This is a genomic window from Microbacterium sp. SY138 (genome assembly GCF_039729145.1).
GTDB classification, from domain to species: Bacteria; Actinomycetota; Actinomycetes; order Actinomycetales; family Microbacteriaceae; genus Microbacterium; species Microbacterium maritypicum_A.
Map to the genome: position 1 here is coordinate 2127351 of NZ_CP155793.1, position 15195 is coordinate 2142545.

Annotated in this window: 12 protein-coding genes; 6 read left to right on the forward strand and 6 right to left on the reverse strand. The window is 68.6% G+C overall.

The features are described from left to right. Positions 1-163: 163 nt before the first annotated feature. Positions 164-2440 (reverse strand): polyribonucleotide nucleotidyltransferase, encoded by a 2277-nt coding sequence (locus ABDC25_RS10150; RefSeq protein WP_347122825.1) that lies wholly within the window; start codon positions 2438-2440, stop codon positions 164-166. Positions 2441-2800: 360 nt separating this feature from the next. Between ABDC25_RS10150 and ABDC25_RS10155 the strand changes: the two genes are divergently transcribed. Next, a complete protein-coding gene (locus ABDC25_RS10155; RefSeq protein WP_322953718.1) occupies positions 2801-4111 on the forward strand; it encodes a UDP-glucose/GDP-mannose dehydrogenase family protein in 1311 nt (436 codons plus the stop codon). A 47-nt stretch (positions 4112-4158) separates the two neighbouring features. On the opposite strand, the gene ABDC25_RS10160 is transcribed toward ABDC25_RS10155, so the two are convergent. Next, complete coding sequence (locus ABDC25_RS10160; protein WP_347122827.1) at positions 4159-6060, reverse strand: GDSL-type esterase/lipase family protein; 1902 nt, start codon at positions 6058-6060, stop codon at positions 4159-4161. A 179-nt stretch (positions 6061-6239) separates the two neighbouring features. On the opposite strand from ABDC25_RS10160, the gene ABDC25_RS10165 reads away from it, so the two are divergent. Further along, the gene (locus ABDC25_RS10165; protein ID WP_347122829.1) at positions 6240-6824 is read left to right on the forward strand and encodes a VTT domain-containing protein; all 585 of its coding nucleotides are present in this window, start codon (positions 6240-6242) and stop codon (positions 6822-6824) included. Between the two features lie 31 nt (positions 6825-6855). Beyond that, on the forward strand, positions 6856-7032 hold the full coding sequence (locus ABDC25_RS10170) for a DUF5302 domain-containing protein (RefSeq protein WP_017830923.1): 177 nt from the start codon (positions 6856-6858) through the stop codon (positions 7030-7032). A 71-nt stretch (positions 7033-7103) separates the two neighbouring features. Here the strand turns inward: ABDC25_RS10170 and ABDC25_RS10175 are convergent, their stop codons facing one another. Continuing rightward, positions 7104-8543, reverse strand: coding sequence for a cation:dicarboxylase symporter family transporter (locus ABDC25_RS10175; RefSeq protein ID WP_347122831.1), 1440 nt, complete (start codon positions 8541-8543; stop codon positions 7104-7106). 145 nt (positions 8544-8688) lie between these two features. On the opposite strand from ABDC25_RS10175, the gene ABDC25_RS10180 reads away from it, so the two are divergent. Both ABDC25_RS10180 and ABDC25_RS10185 read left to right on the forward strand, forming a co-directional pair. Beyond that, entirely contained in the window at positions 8689-9969 is a 1281-nt protein-coding gene (locus ABDC25_RS10180; RefSeq protein WP_347122833.1) for an ATP-binding protein, read from the forward strand. After that, positions 9966-10655, forward strand: coding sequence for a response regulator (locus tag ABDC25_RS10185; RefSeq protein ID WP_347122835.1), 690 nt, complete (start codon positions 9966-9968; stop codon positions 10653-10655). The genes ABDC25_RS10180 and ABDC25_RS10185 overlap by 4 nt, the downstream gene beginning before the upstream one ends. Positions 10656-10658: 3 nt before the next feature. Here ABDC25_RS10185 and ABDC25_RS10190 read toward each other — a convergent pair whose 3' ends face one another. From ABDC25_RS10190 to ABDC25_RS10200, 3 genes are read right to left on the reverse strand one after another with little or no spacing between them, the layout of a single operon-like run. Beyond that, positions 10659-12011, reverse strand: coding sequence for an FAD-binding oxidoreductase (locus ABDC25_RS10190; RefSeq protein ID WP_347122837.1), 1353 nt, complete (start codon positions 12009-12011; stop codon positions 10659-10661). A gap of 52 nt (positions 12012-12063) precedes the next feature. Next, complete coding sequence (locus tag ABDC25_RS10195; protein WP_315068257.1) at positions 12064-12708, reverse strand: FMN reductase; 645 nt, start codon at positions 12706-12708, stop codon at positions 12064-12066. Position 12709: 1 nt separating this feature from the next. Continuing rightward, positions 12710-13936 (reverse strand): LLM class flavin-dependent oxidoreductase, encoded by a 1227-nt coding sequence (locus ABDC25_RS10200; protein WP_347122838.1) that lies wholly within the window; start codon positions 13934-13936, stop codon positions 12710-12712. A gap of 110 nt (positions 13937-14046) precedes the next feature. Between ABDC25_RS10200 and ABDC25_RS10205 the strand changes: the two genes are divergently transcribed. Then, positions 14047-15189 (forward strand): acyltransferase family protein, encoded by a 1143-nt coding sequence (locus tag ABDC25_RS10205; protein ID WP_347122839.1) that lies wholly within the window; start codon positions 14047-14049, stop codon positions 15187-15189. Positions 15190-15195 lie beyond the last annotated feature (6 nt).

Sequence of the window (15195 nt, forward strand, 5' to 3'; positions counted from 1 at the left end):
CACCCCCCGGTGCGTACTTCGAGGGTAAGCGAATTCAGCGAACGTCCTGACCAATCCGGGGAACGGCGCGGAAACGCCCGATAACGATTTGGTCACACCGTGACAGCGCAGAACCCGGGCCCCTCCCTGACGGAGAGACCCGGGTTCCGTTGGAACGCTGCGCTTACTCGGCTGCAGCGTCCTCGGCGGGTGCTGCGTCAGCGGCAGGAGCGTCGTCCAGGACGGGCTCGAGCGAGAGCTTGCCGCGGTCGTCGATCTTCGTGATCTTCACGAGGATCTTCTGGCCGACCGAGAGCACGTCGTCGACGTTCTCGACCCGCTTGCCACCGGCGAGCTTGCGCACCTCGGTGACGTGCAGGAGGCCATCCTTGCCCGGGAGCAGCGAGACGAACGCACCGAAGGTGGCGATCTTCACGACGGTGCCGAGGAACTGCTCCCCGACCTCCGGGTTCGTGGGGTTAGCGATCGCGTTGACCTGGGCGCGGGCGGCCTCGGCCGAGGGGCCGTCGGTCGCGCCGATGTAGACGGTGCCGTCCTCCTCGATGGAGATCTGCGCACCGGTCTCGTCCTGGATCGCGTTGATCGTCTTGCCCTTCGGGCCGATCAGCTCGCCGATCTTGTCGACCGGGATCTGCACGCTGATGACGCGAGGCGCGGTGGGCGCCATCTCGTCCGGAGCGTCGATCGCGGCGTTCAGGACGTTGAGGATCGTCAGACGAGCCTCACGGGCCTGGGTCAGCGCGCCGGCGAGCACAGACGACGGGATGCCGTCGAGCTTCGTGTCGAGCTGGATCGCCGTGACGAACTCGCTGGTACCGGCGACCTTGAAGTCCATGTCACCGAGAGCGTCTTCCGCACCCAGGATGTCGGTCAGAGCCGCGTAGCGGGTCTCGCCGTCGACCTCGTCGGAGACGAGGCCCATCGCGATGCCGGCGACGGGGGCGCGCAGCGGCACACCCGCGTTCAGCAGCGACAGGGTCGACGCGCAGACCGAGCCCATCGAGGTGGAGCCGTTGGAGCTCAGCGCCTCGGAGACCTGACGGATCACGTACGGGAACTCCTCGCGGCTCGGCAGCACCGGCACGAGGGCGCGCTCGGCCAGGAAGCCGTGCCCGATCTCGCGACGCTTCGGCGAACCGACACGGCCGGTCTCACCGGTCGAGTAGGGCGGGAAGTTGTAGTGGTGCATGTAGCGCTTGCTCGTCACAGGCGACAGCGAGTCGATCTGCTGCTCCATCTTGAGCATGTTCAGCGTGGTGACGCCGAGGATCTGGGTCTCGCCGCGCTGGAAGATCGCGGAGCCGTGCACGCGCGGGATGACCTGCACCTCGGCGTCGAGCGGACGAATGTCCGCCAGACCACGACCGTCGATGCGGGCGCCCTCGGTGAGGATGCGTCCGCGCACGATCTTCTTCGTGACGGACTTGTACGCGGCGGAGAACTCGAGCGGCGCCGCGGCCGGGAGCGAACCCGCCTCGGTGGCCTCGATCAACTCCGCCTTGACGCGGTCCTTGATCGCATCGTCAGCGGTCTGACGCTCGACCTTGTCCGCGATCTGGTACACGTCGCTGAGTTCGGCGAATGCGCGCTCCGAGACGAAGCTGTAGACCTCGTCGCTGTACGCGGGGAAGACCGGGTACACGCCCGGCTCCTTCGAGGCGGTCGCTGCGAGTTCAGCCTGAGCCTTGACGAGCTGCGCGATGAAGGGCTTCGAGGCCTCGAGGCCCTGGGCCACGACATCCTCGTTCGGCTTGGTGGCGCCGGCCTTGATCAGGTTCCAGCTGTGCTCGGTGGCCTCGGCCTCGACCATCATGATGGCGACGTCTTCCGTGCCATCGGCCTTGGTCACGACGCGACCGGCGACGATCAGGTCGAACACGGCCTCCGAGACCTGCTCGGCGGTCGGGAACGCGACCCACTGGTCGGCGTGCTCGCCCTGGCCGGGGATGAACGCGAGACGCACACCGGCGACGGGACCCGAGAACGGCAGACCCGAGATCTGCGTCGACGCGGAAGCGGCGTTGATCGCGAGAGCGTCGTAGAACTCGCCCGGTGCGATCGACAGGACGGTGATGACGATCTGGACCTCGTTGCGCAGGCCGTCGACGAACGACGGACGCAGCGGGCGGTCGATCAGACGGCAGACCAGGATCGCCTCGGTGGAGGGGCGGCCCTCGCGACGGAAGAACGAACCGGGGATCTTGCCGGCAGCGTAGGAACGCTCCTCGACATCGACCGTCAGCGGGAAGAAGTCGAAGCCCTCGCGCGGGTGCTTGCCTGCGCTGGTGGCCGAGAGGAGCATGGTCTCGCCGTCGAGGTACGCGGCGACGGCGCCCTGAGCCTGCTGCGCGAGGCGGCCGGTCTCGAAGCGGATGGTGCGGGTGCCGAAGCGGCCGTTGTCGAGAACGGCCTCGGTGGCGGTGATTTCAGGACCTTCCAAGAGGTCTCTCCTTCTTTGTTTAGACTCGCGAATCCATGTGACGCGCGAGCGTGTTCAAAGGAGCGGAACAGAGGGGTTCGGGCGCGCGGGCACTCCCGCGAATCTCGCCTGCGCTGGCCACCAGTAGAAAGCCACCCGACATCCGCCGAGGAACCCACCACAGGGGACCAGCTTCTCCGCCGATCGCTCCATGAGTCGATATGAAATTATGCGGTTGACACACGTCAACCTCATCCACCCTACCAGCGCTGACCTCAAATCCTGCGTCTCGTCGCGCATCGCGGATCCGACATCTCGCGTCCACAGCCCGTTCACCGTGCGGACTCCGCGAAGCGACGGGCGTCCGCTGTGGTGGAGTCCATGCGCTTGTCAGTGATCGGCTGCGGCTACCTCGGTGCCGTGCACGCCGCCGCCATGGCCTCCATCGGACACGACGTGATCGGCATCGACGTCGACGCGCAGAAGATCGCGGCCCTCGCTTCCGGCACCGCACCGTTCTTCGAGCCACGGCTGCCGGAGCTGCTGGCGGATGGCCTGCGCTCGGGGCGGCTCCGCTTCAGCGACCGGATGGCGGACGCCGCGGGTGCGGACGTGCACTTCCTCGCCGTCGGCACTCCGCAGATGCCGGGTGGGCATGCCGCGGATCTGCGTCACGTCGATGCGGCAGTCGACGGGCTGCTCCCCCATCTGCGCGTCGGCGACGTCGTCGCGGGAAAATCCACCGTGCCGGTCGGTACAGCCGTCGCGGTCGCCGGGCGCATCGCCGTCACGGGAGCGACGCTCGTGTGGAACCCCGAGTTCCTGCGCGAAGGCTGGGCCGTGCACGACACTCTGACCCCGGACCGCCTCGTGGTCGGCGCCGAGGCCGATGCGGCGGGTCAGCGCGCGGTCGGAGTCCTGCGAGAGGTGTACGCGCCGGCCCTCGACGCGGGGACGCCCTTCCTCGTCACGGATCTCGCGACGGCCGAGCTGGTCAAGGGCGCGGCGAACGCGTTCCTGGCCACCAAGATCTCGTTCATCAACGCGATGGCCGAGATCGCCGAGGCGTCCGGTGCCGATGTCGGCCTGCTCGCCGACGCGCTCGGGCATGACACCCGCATCGGCCGACGCTACCTCGGCGCGGGCATCGGCTTCGGCGGAGGGTGCCTTCCCAAGGACATCCGCGCGTTCGCCGCACGGGCCGAAGAGCTGGGACGCGGCGAAGCGGTCGGGTTCCTGCGCGAGGTCGACAGCATCAACCTCCGTCGCCGTGATCGGGCGGTGCAGCTCGTGGTCGACGCGCTGGGCGGGCTCGTGTTCGGCCGGCGGATCGCCGTGCTGGGCGCCGCCTTCAAACCGTTCAGCGACGACATCCGCGATTCACCGGCCCTGGACGTTGCCGTGCGACTGCGCGGGCTGGGCGCGGATGTCGTCGTGACCGACCCGGCTGCCGTCGACAACGCCGCGGCTGCGCACCCTCAGCTCGGCTACGCGCGTGACCGCGACGAGGCGCTGCGGGAGGCCGACGCCGTCGTCGTCGTCACCGAATGGGACGAGTACCGGCGCGACCTCTCGCCCGAGCACGCCGGCGCACTCGTGCGGGGACGGATCATCATCGACGGACGGAACTGTCTCGACTCCCTCTCCTGGCGTGCTGCCGGTTGGCAGTACCACGGCATGGGGCGGCGTTGAGGCACCCACGGCAGGGGCGGCACCGAACACTCCACCGGAGCACGAGGTCAGCGGACGAACGCCGTCCTCGCTGCGGACGAGCGACCGAGGTAGACGTAGTCGTCGTGCTTCGCGAGCCGCCCGTCGCCCGCCGCCCGCCCGTGCAGCCGACGCCAGACCCAGGGCAACGCGTGACGGCGCCACCATACCCCCGCGCCGATGGGCTCATGCTCGTGCATCGCGGCATCGAGCACTCCCAGTGTGTCCGCATCGGGCACTCCGAGTATCTCGCCGGCGCGATAGGCGAGGAAACGGTGCCCTCGACTGCTGAGGTGCACCAGGTCTTCGCCCCAGTTCGGGCGCTCGCCCAATGAGGGATGCAGGTCCGTGTCGATCAGGATCGCTCCGGTGCGAGCCGCGATACCGGTCAATGCGGTCGCGAAGGCGGAGAACCTCCTCGTGTAGAACGATGCCGCGCGGCGCCCGGGAAGGAACGGCGTCACCAGAAGCACGTCGGCACCGATCCCCCGCAACTGTCGCACCGCCCCCTCGAGCTCCGCGGCGAGCGCTGTGACGTCGACACGGCGCTTCACGAGGTCGTTCGCCCCGATCAGGATCGACGCGAGGTCGGGGCGCAGTTCGAGTGCTCGCGTCAGTTGCTGGCCGGTGAGGTCGCGCACGCGCTTGGACCGGACCGCCAGGTTCGCGTAGTGCAGGCTTCCTCTGGCGGCGAGCAGCAGGGCGAGGCGGTCGGCCCACCCGCGGAGGGCACCGTCGGGTGCCGGGTCGCACAGTCCTTCCGTCAGGGAGTCGCCGAGAGCGACGTAGCGGTGCCATCGGCGGGCAGTGACCGGCGCGGACGGTTCCGGTCGCACGACGCGGCGGGAGCGCGCCCCGGAATCGGCCCTCTGCAGCATCCGAGCCTCGTCGAAGTGGCCGAGGAGCTGATCGCACACGCTCTCCCAGCTGCGCTCCTGCACGGCTACGCGCCCCGCATCGCCGAACGCGCGTCGCTTGCGCGCATCTCCGGCGAGATCGGCCACGCGCATCCGCAGATCGTCGAGGTCGCCCGGCCGGTAGAGCCAACCATCGATTCCCATGCGTACGAGGTCGAGCGGGCCGCCACGCCCCGTGGCTACGACGGGTACGCCACTCGCGTGCGCTTCCTGCAGGGTCTGCCCGAAGGTCTCACTCTCGCCCGGGTGCACGAAGAGGTCGAACGACGCCATCGCCGCGGCCAACTCACCGCCGTCGAGGTGGCCGAGGAACAGGGCGTCGGGGAGCAGGCCCTGCAGCCGTGCCCTGCTGGGTCCGTCTCCGACGATCACCAGTCGCGTGCCCGGGATGTCGCGGAGCGCGGCGAGGTCTTCGACCTGCTTCTCAGGAGCGAGGCGTCCCACATAGCCGATCACGACGTCGGCGCCCCACTCGGAGCGGAGCGCATACTGGCGCCGCGCGGGCTGGAAGCGTTCGGCATCGACACCTCTCCCCCACCGCCGGACGCGATCGATGCCGAGCGCGGCGAGCTGCCCGGCCGAGTCAGCCGAAGGCGCCAGGGTCAGGGTCGCGCGCCTGTGCAAGCGGGCGATGTGAGTCTGGGCGATGCCGGTGGTCGCCGCGATCCGGTAGCGCTGGGTGTATGCGGCGACATCGGTCTGGTAAGCGGCGACGGCAGGCAGGTCGAGGCGTTCGGCTGCGAGCACCCCCCGCCATCCCAGAGCGAACGGGGAGGCGAGGTGCACGACATCGGGCTGGAAGCGCGCGAGTGAGGACGCGACCCGGCGAGCGCTCGACGTGCCCACCCGCACATGACGGTACCCCGGCAGCGCGAGGCTCGGAATCGCCTCGATGCGTGCCCCGCTCACCTCGGCGGGGACGCCGACCGCAGCGGGGGCGACGACATGTGCCTCATGCCCTCGCCGCTCGAGGTGCCGCAGGATCTGCAGCACCGAGCCGGTGACGCCGTTCATGTGCGGAAGGAAGGATTCTGTGACGATCGCTACTCTCACAGCACCAGGATGACGGGACTCGGGAGCTCCATGCGCCGGAGACGCTCCCCTGCACCAGATGTTCACCGGATGCTGGAGAACGGGTCACCGGCTATCCGGTCTTTGGTTCCCGTTCACCCGTCGCGGGCACAGTGGGCGACGTGCCGACGGATCTGCTGACCGCATCGCTCGCCAGCCCGTGGAGCCTGGCGGTGATGAGTCTGCTCGTCGTCGGCGATGCCTTCTTCGTCGTCGTGCCGGGTGAGGTCGCGGTGACGGCGCTCGGCGCCGTCGCCGTGACCACGGGTTCCCCGCCGCTCTGGGCCGTGGTCGTCTGCGCCGCCGTCGCCGCGGCCGTCGGAGACGCCTGCTGCTACCTCATCGGGCGTTCGGTGGGAACCGAGCGCTGGCGGTGGATGAGGATGCCCCGTGTGCAGCAGGCTCTGGTGTGGGCCCGACGCCGCTTGGACGGCGGGATGGCGACGGTGCTGTTCACCGCCCGGTTCGTGCCGTTCGCGCGCCTGGCGATCAACCTGGCCGCCGGAGCATCGCGCATCCATCCTCCCCGCTATCTCGCTCTCGTCGCCCTGGCCGCGACCGGGTGGGCGCTCTACCAGGCAGCGGTCGGTGCAGCCGTTGCGGCGATCCTTCCCGGCGGCCCCCTTGTCGCGGTGCCGGTGTCGATCGTGCTCGCGATCGGACTCGGAGCGGTGATCGACCTGTGCGTGCGCCGCACCAGAGGATGACCGGCCGGACCGGTTGCTCTAGGCTCGGGGCATGAGCACCGAAGAAGGCGCCTCCTCGTCCGAAGAGATGAAGCGCAAGTTCAAGGAAGCGCTCGAGAAGAAGAACGCGCACCACCGGCAGGGCGAGGCACACCTCGACGGCGACTCCGCCGTGCACAGTGCGAACGCCCCGCAGACCCGGCGCGAGTTCCGACGCAAGAGCGGTTGACCGCGCGGATGCGGGAGCCGGCTCGGCCGGCCTCCCGCATCCCTCACCCTCTCGTCGTGCGCGATCTCGCGTCAGGAGCGATCGGCGCGAAGCCTGGCCCGCTCCTCCTTCGCCGCCATCTCGGTGACCGCCGCCTCACGCAGCTCCTGCATGTCCGCCGCCTGCGGAGCGTCCGCGTGTCCGTGGGCGTCGACGCCGTCGGACAGGGACTCGTCGAACGGCAGCTCGCCGCTGAGCACGCGCCGCACACGGTCGCGGTCGATCTGCTTCGTCCAGGTGCCGATCAGGAGCGTCGCCACCGCGTTGCCGGTGAAGTTCGTGAGCGCGCGGCCCTCGGACATGAACCGGTCGATGCCGACGATCACGCCGACACCGTCCACCAGATCGGGACGGTAGGCCTGGAGACCACCGGCGAGGGTGGCGAGACCGGCACCGGTGACACCCGCTGCCCCCTTGCTGGCGATGATCATGAACACCAGCAGGCCGATCTGCTCGCCGATCGTCATCGGCTGCCCCATACCGGTGGCGATGAACAGCGAGGCCATGGTCAGGTAGATGGCCGTGCCGTCGAGGTTGAACGAGTATCCGGTCGGTACGGTGATGCCGACGACAGGCTTGGAGACGCCGACGAACTCCATCTTCGCGATCAGTCGAGGCAGCGCTGACTCCGACGACGAGGTGCCGACGATGAGCAGGTACTCCCTGGCGAGGTACTTCATGAGGGAGAAGATGTTCACCCGCGTGACTGTCCACAGCAGCGCTCCGAGGATCACGACGATGAACAGGATGCAGGTGATGTAGAACGCGACCATCAGCGTTCCGAGGCTCCAGATGGCGGCGACACCGGTCTTGCCCACCACCGCGGCGATGGCGCCGAACGCTCCGAGAGGCGCAAGCCACAGGATCATGCCGAGGATGCGGAAGACCAGTTTCTGCAGCTGCTTGACAGCCTCCATGATCGGTGCACCGCGATCGCCGAGCCCCTGCAGGGCGAAGCCGACGAGCAGCGCGATGAACAGCACCTGCAGCACGCTCTCCCCCGTGAAGGCCGAGAAGAACGTCGTCGGGATGATGCCGAGGATGAACTCCTGCGTGGTCTTGGCCTCGGTCTCGACCGCATCGTAGGTCGAGGAGGCCATGTCGAGACCGGCACCGGGGTGGATGATGTTGCCGACGACGAGGCCGATCGCGAGTGCGAAGGTCGACATGATCATGAAGTACAGCAGCGCCAGTCCGCCGATCTTGCCGACGGTGGCCGCCTTGGCGATCGATCCCACCCCGACGACGATCGTGCAGAAGATGATCGGCGCGATCATCATCTTGATCAGAGCGACGAACCCCTTGCCCAGCGGCTCGAACGCCTGGCCGACCTCCGGCCACACGAGACCGACGACGGCGCCGAGGACGACCGCCAGCAGCACGGACACATACAGCCAGGTGTGCCGGTCCCACGATTGCTTCCCTCGCCGCCAATTGAATTTCGGCAGTGAGAATCCTGTTGTGAGCGCCATCGCATCCTCCTCGATCATCGACGTCTTCGTCTGGTGGGCGGCTGCGTCGCCGCCGATCAGATCTCACGGTCTCCGACTTCGCGCACGGAGGCGACTTGTGGTCGTATTGGTCACGGCACCGGAGCATCGACGATCGGAGGAAGCGATGGCGCACACCTCCCGCGCACGCAGCGCCGCATCCCGAGTCTTCGCGGTGCTGCTCGTCGCGGCCGTCGTGATCGGCGCTGTGGTGGCCGTCTACCTGGTGGTCGAGGCGCAGCGGTCGATCCGCGCCGAGGCCGAACGGGTGACGGCGGCCACCGCCGCCGCGTTCGCCTCCTCTCCCCTGGTGATCGACGGTCTGCGCGGGGATGATCCGGGCTCAGCGACCCCGGTGCTCGAGCCCTATTCGCTCGCGGTGATCGCCAGTGCAGGACTCGACTTCATCACGGTCATGACGCCGGACGGCACGCGGATCACGCACCCCGACACCGACCAGATCGGCGGACACTACCTGGGAACGATCCCGTCGTCGCCCATCCCACTCACCGAGGAGTTCACCGGCACTCTCGGCCCTTCGGTGCGCACCATCGCGCCGGTGACGACGACGGACGGCGCGCTGATCGGCTGGGTGTCGGCCGGCGTGACGACAGAGTCGATCACCGACACCCTGATCCGCCGCCTGCCTCTCACCCTCGGCATCACGATCGGCCTCGTCGCCCTCGGTGCCGGCGGTGCCGTGATCGCCCGACGCGTGACCCGCCGCATCGCGGGCGATCTGCCACCCGGTCAGGTGCGCGACGCGGTCTCTTCCTACGAATCGATCCGCACTCTGAGCGAAGCCCTGCGCGCGCAGACCCACGAGCACGGGAATCGGATGCACGCCGCCGTCGCTCTGCTCGAACTCGGGCGCCGGGACGAGGCGATCGAGATCCTCACCGAGACTTCTCGACAGAGCCAGTCGCTCGTCGACCAGGTGACCGCACGACGACACGGGGATCCCGCCGTGGGTGCTCTCCTTCTCGGCAAAGCCTCCCAGGCCAAGGAACGCGGCATCGATTGGCGGGTGCGCATCGAACCCGACACACCTCGCACACCGCTGTCCCCGGTGGACGCCGTCTCGGTGCTCGGCAATCTCGTGGACAACGCCATGGATGCGGCCGCTGAGTCCGACGACCGCTGGGTTCAGGTCTCGCTCCGCCCGCACGGTGCCGGGATCATGCTCGAGGTCTCGGACAGCGGCCCCGGCATCCCGCCTTCCCTGCGGGAGCGTATCTTCGACCAGGGCTACTCCACGAAGCCCGCCGACGCGCAGGGTCGCGGCGTCGGGCTCGCGCTCGTCCATTCCGTGGTCACCGGCGCCGGCGGTTCTGTGACCGTGAGTGACGATCCGACGACGTTCCGGGTCGTCCTCCCCGCAGCAGGGCCACGGAGGTCTCCGGCATGATCCGCACACTCATCGTCGATGACGATGCTCTGACCCTCGAACTGCATCGCGACTACATGGCCCGCCTCGACGGGTTCGTCGTCGCCGGCGAGTGCACGGGGGCTCGAGCCGCCATGAGGGCCGTGCTCGAGCGCCCCGATGCGTTCGACCTGGTTCTGCTCGACATCACGATGCCGGACGGCTCCGGCATCGACGTGCTCCGCACGCTTCGCGGGCGATCCGCGGCCGTGGATGTGATCGCCATCACCGGCGTCCGCGACGCCGACGCCGTTCGACAGATGGCCGCACTCGGTGTCTTCCAGTATCTGATCAAGCCGTTCCCCTTCGCGGTGTTCCGCGAGCGGATGGAGCAGTACCGTACGCACCGCGAACAGGCGCGGAGCACCGAGGGCGAAGCGACGCAGGCGGAAATCGACGCCCTGCTCGGGCGTTCCACCGCGACGATCCCCCTCCCCAAGGGGCTCTCGGCGGCCTCGCTCGACAGGGTCACCGCCGAGTTGCGCACCGACGGGCCGCTCTCGGCGAGCGAGGCGGCAGAGCGTCTCGGTATGTCGCGGGTCGCCGTGCGTCGCTACCTGGAACACCTGGTCGCCGAAGGCGTACTCACGCGTTCGGCGCGATACGGGACCCGCGGACGGCCGGAGACCGAGTACGACTGGAAGAGGCGACCCGGCCCGGGGACCTGACCGTCAGCGCGGCAGCCGTCCGTCGTGCAGCACCGCGTGCGGATCGAAGCGCGCACGCAGATCACGAAGCCGGGCGATCTCGTCGTCGGACCCGCAGCGCTCGAGGGTCTGTTCCGGTTCGAGGAAGGTCGCCACGGTCTGCGATGCCTCGTTCGGTCCCAGCAGCTCTCGGAAGGCCTCGAGACTCATCTCTCCCGGTTCTGCGGGCACTCCCGGGATCACCGGCACGAGAGCGTGCAACAGCCAGCCCACGGATTCGAGCGAGGCGAAACCCTCACGCCGCGGTGCATCGAGAGCACCGCCGAGCATACGGATGTCGATGCCCATGATCGGCCACTGCTCCGGCAGCTCCCGGAATTCGAGGAGGGCGTCGATGGTCGCATCGTCGAGCACGCTGAGCGCCATCGACGCCCCACGCCCCGGCGTGGGATCCGTCGGCTCGTTCGAGGCGGCCGCGAGTGCCGCCGGCGACGTCGGCCCGGTGATCTCCCTGCGCACCGTCCCTGCCCGCCGTATGGTGTCGATCAGCTCCTCCTGCGACCCGTCGGCCGACAGCGCCTGGACCGTGAGGAAGCTCCTTCCCCTGATCTCCTCCGGAAGCTGCAGGGCGTCCGGCATGCGCATCGAGTTGAGGAAGACGTTGAGCGTCGACGGAGCCGAGGCTGCGAGGTCGCGGACGGCACGGACCACCGCTGGGGCATCAGCGACGTCGAAGGTGAGGTTCGCCCCCCAGACGGCGGGTGCCCGCACCAGATCGATCTCGGTCGCGGTCACGATCCCGACGAGGCCGCCGGCGCCCCGCAGCGCCCACATGAGGTCGGCATCGGTGTCGTCGTCGACGCGCTCGTGCGTGCCGTCGGTGCGCAGCACCCACGCCGCGCGCAGGTTGTCGGACCCGAGACCCGCCGTCCGGCTGAACCACGAGTGTCCGCCGCCCAGCGTGTACCCCGCGACGCTCACCACCGGACTGGTTCCGGCAGGAGCGACCCACCCCGAGCCTTCGAGCGCCTCGACGACAGCTCCCCAGCGCACGCCGGTACCGACTCTGACGATGCCGCTTTCGAGGTCGACCTCCAGATCGTCAAAAGCACCCATGCGCACGAGCACGGTGCCGGCCAGGGATCCGGAGGCGCCATGACCACTCGGCTGGATCGCGAGCGGCGTGCCGGACTCGCGTGCCGCACTCAGCAGTGCACGGAGGTCGTCGACGTCGGCAGGTATCGCCACCGCATCCGGCCGCTGCTCGATCGCGAGATTCCACGGCTGTCGCGCCGCATCGTAAGCGTCGTCTTCGGGGAGGAGGAGGGTGCCGGTGAGTCGTTCCTGGAGCGCGACGAGCGCGGGGTGTGTGGGCATGACGCCACCGTACGATATCCCTCGGACATCGTACGGTGGCGTCATGCGCCGCTCACTCGCCCGCGAGACCGCCGAGCATGTGGCCGAAGGAACGCCCCTCTCCCAGGTACGTCGCCGGATCGTACGGGTCGGCGACCGCGGTCGCCTCGCGTCGGGCGATCGCCTCCGCCAACTCTCTGGCACCCTTCTCGACGCGCTTGGCGAGCGGCGCGACGTCGTCTCCCGCTCCACCCCAGTCGCTCGATGCCGCGAACACCCCGGTCGAGACGGGCTCCGCATGCAGGTAGGCGAAGAGCGGGCGGATCGCGTAGTCGATCGCCAGCGAGTGCCGCGCGGTGCCGGCGTTCGCACCGATCAGCACGGGCGTGCCGGTGAGCGCATCCGGGTCGAGCACGTCGATGAAGGACTTGAACAACCCCGAGTAGCTCGTCGAGAAGATCGGCGTCACCGCGATCAGCGCGTCGGCGGAGACCACGGTGTTGATCGCCGTCTCCAGGGCCGGCGGCGCGAACCCGGTGAGCAGGTTGTTCGTGATGTCGTGCGCATAGTCCCGCAGCTCGATCACGTCGACGCTCGCTTCGATGTCGTGCTCGGCGAGGGCTTTCACGGTCTCGGCCGCGAGTCGGTCCGCGAGCATCCTCGTGGACGACGGGTTCGACAGGCCGGCGGAGACCACGGCGATACGACGCACGGCCATGTCACGCCTCCGTGCGGCCGAGCCCGAAGGCTGCGCCTGCGGGGGCCGGGCTGTCCTGGTAGGGCGAATCGCCTGTCAGGTTGTCACCGCGGTTGGCGCCGGGGCGCGCCTGACGGGTCGGACCGTCGCCGAATTCGGCCCTGACGCGTGCCGCGTGGGTCGGCGCGTCGGGCACGGCGGCGGGGCGGTCTTTCGCGAGCTCCTTGCGGAGCACCGGCACGACCTCGGAACCGAGGATGTCGAGCTGCTCCAGCACCGTCTTGAGCGGCAGACCCGCGTGGTCGATCAGGAAGAGTTGCCGCTGGTAGTCACCGTAGTGCTCGCGCATCGCGGCGTACCGGTCGATCACCTGCTGCGGGGAACCCACCGTCAGCGGAGTCATCTCGGTGAAGTCCTCCATGCTCGGCCCGTGACCGTAGACGGGCGCGTTGTCGAAGTACGGGCGGAACTGGTTCACCGCGTCCTGCGACTTCGCGGCCATGAACACCTGTCCGCCGAGACCCACGATCGCCTGTTCCCGTGTGCCGTGGCCGTAGTGCTCGAAGCGCTGGCGGTACAGCTCGATGAGGCGCTGGTAGTGCTCCTTGGGCCAGAAGATGTTGTTCGCGAAGAAGCCGTCACCGTAGTACGCAGCCTGCTCGGCGATCTCCGGGGTACGGATGGATCCGTGCCATACGAACGGCGCGATCCCGTCGAGGGGGCGCGGAGTCGACGTGAAGCCCTGCAGCGGCGTGCGGAACTTGCCCTCCCAGTCGACGACGTCCTCACGCCACAGCTTGTGCAGCAGGGCGTAGTTCTCGATCGCGAGCGGGAGTCCCTGGCGGATGTCCTGACCGAACCAGGGATACACCGGACCGGTGTTGCCACGACCGAGCATGAGGTCCATGCGGCCGTCAGAGACATGCTGCAGCATCGCGTACTCCTCGGCGATGCGCACGGGATCGTTCGTGGTGATGAGCGTCGTCGACGTGGAGACGATCAGGCGCTCGGTCTGCGCGGCCAGCGCCGCGAGGAAGGTCGTGGGGCTGGAGGACCAGAACGGCGGGTTGTGGTGCTCGCCGATCGCGAAGACGTCGAGTCCGACCTCTTCGGCGTGCACGGCGATCGCCGTGGTCGCCTTGATGCGCTCCTGCTCACTGGGGGTGATCCCGGTGGTGGGATCGCGCGTGATGTCGCTGACCGACATGATGCCGAACTGCATCGCCTGCGCGCCTGACTGCTCGCTCATGATTGCTCCGTGTCTCCGAACCGGATGACTCGCATCCGTTTCTATTCATTTGAATGTATCTGTGTCAACGCGCTCACAGCAACTTTATTCCCGGCCTGTAGCCTCGAACGATGAGCACTGCCGGCGCCGACATCTCAGGGCCCACCACAGGATCGGTTCCCCGCAGGCGGAGACGTGTGCCGTTCTGGGACAACGCGCGCTACGTCTGCATCGTGCTCGTCGTGCTCGGTCACGCGATCCAGCGCCTGACGTACGACTCCGACATCGCCTTCGCGTTCTACCTCGCGCTGTACGCGTTCCACATGCCGGCGTTCGCCATCATCTCCGGCTACTTCTCGAAGTCCGGCTCGCCCTCCAAGACGCAGATGGCCAGGGTGATCACGGACATCCTGCTCCCCTACGTCATCTTCGAGACGCTGTGGACACTCACCAAATGGCTGGTCGAGGGCCAGGTCGATCCGAACATCACGAAACCGAGCTGGACGCTGTGGTTCCTCCTCGCGCTCGGGATCTTCCGGCTCGTGCTCCCGTACCTCGCACTGCTCCGGTGGCCGCTGCTGTGGACCGTGGTCATCTCGGTCGGCGTGGGCTACCTGCCGAACGTCGACAGCACGTTCTCGCTGTCCCGCACCCTGGGGCTCCTTCCCTTCTTCACGCTGGGCTGGTGGCTGCGCGAGCACGACATCGTCGACAGGTTCCGCCTCCTCGACTTCCGCCCCTGGTGGATCCGCGGCGGCGCCGTCGCGATCTTCGCGCTGGCCGGCTGGGCGGCCTGGAACTGGCTTCCGCTGTGGCAGGCGTCCGACCTGCGGCACTGGCTCTTCTACGAGGACTCCTACGCCGACCTGGGCGGGGAGCAGTGGTGGGCCGGCGGGGTGCGGATCCTCCTGATGATGCTCGCCGTCGTGCTCAGCGCCGCCTTCTTCGCCCTCATCCCGCGGGGCGCCCACTGGTGGACGGCATTCGGCCAGTACACGATGTACGTGTTCCTCCTGCATTCGTTCGTGCTGTACCCCTTCCGCGAGAGCGGGATCCTGCAGAGCCTCGAGCCGACCTGGATCTGGCTCCCCCTCGTCACCGTGGCGTCAGTGCTGATCGCCCTCGCGCTGGCGACGAAGCCGGTCAGGTGGGTCTTCCGCCCGCTGGTGGAACCCCGCCCAGGGTGGCTCTTCGCCGACCCGGCGCTGGCCTCCAAGGAGGGGCGCCGGAACGACCCGACGGGCTCGCGGCGCCCGCGCCAGACCGGACGATAACCTCGA

Excerpts from the sequence above, each read along its gene's own strand:
- ABDC25_RS10205 (WP_347122839.1), top strand. The coding sequence starts at position 14,047 with ATGAGCACTGCCGGCGCCGACATCTCAGGGCCCACCACAGGATCGGTT.
- ABDC25_RS10175 (WP_347122831.1), bottom strand. The coding sequence starts at position 8,543 with ATGGCGCTCACAACAGGATTCTCACTGCCGAAATTCAATTGGCGGCGA.
- ABDC25_RS10155 (WP_322953718.1), top strand. The coding sequence starts at position 2,801 with ATGCGCTTGTCAGTGATCGGCTGCGGCTACCTCGGTGCCGTGCACGCC.
- ABDC25_RS10200 (WP_347122838.1), bottom strand. The coding sequence starts at position 13,936 with ATGAGCGAGCAGTCAGGCGCGCAGGCGATGCAGTTCGGCATCATGTCG.
- ABDC25_RS10195 (WP_315068257.1), bottom strand. The coding sequence starts at position 12,708 with ATGGCCGTGCGTCGTATCGCCGTGGTCTCCGCCGGCCTGTCGAACCCG.
- ABDC25_RS10185 (WP_347122835.1), top strand. The coding sequence starts at position 9,966 with ATGATCCGCACACTCATCGTCGATGACGATGCTCTGACCCTCGAACTG.
- ABDC25_RS10180 (WP_347122833.1), top strand. The coding sequence starts at position 8,689 with ATGGCGCACACCTCCCGCGCACGCAGCGCCGCATCCCGAGTCTTCGCG.
- ABDC25_RS10190 (WP_347122837.1), bottom strand. The coding sequence starts at position 12,011 with ATGCCCACACACCCCGCGCTCGTCGCGCTCCAGGAACGACTCACCGGC.
- ABDC25_RS10160 (WP_347122827.1), bottom strand. The coding sequence starts at position 6,060 with ATGAACGGCGTCACCGGCTCGGTGCTGCAGATCCTGCGGCACCTCGAG.
- ABDC25_RS10170 (WP_017830923.1), top strand. The coding sequence starts at position 6,856 with ATGAGCACCGAAGAAGGCGCCTCCTCGTCCGAAGAGATGAAGCGCAAG.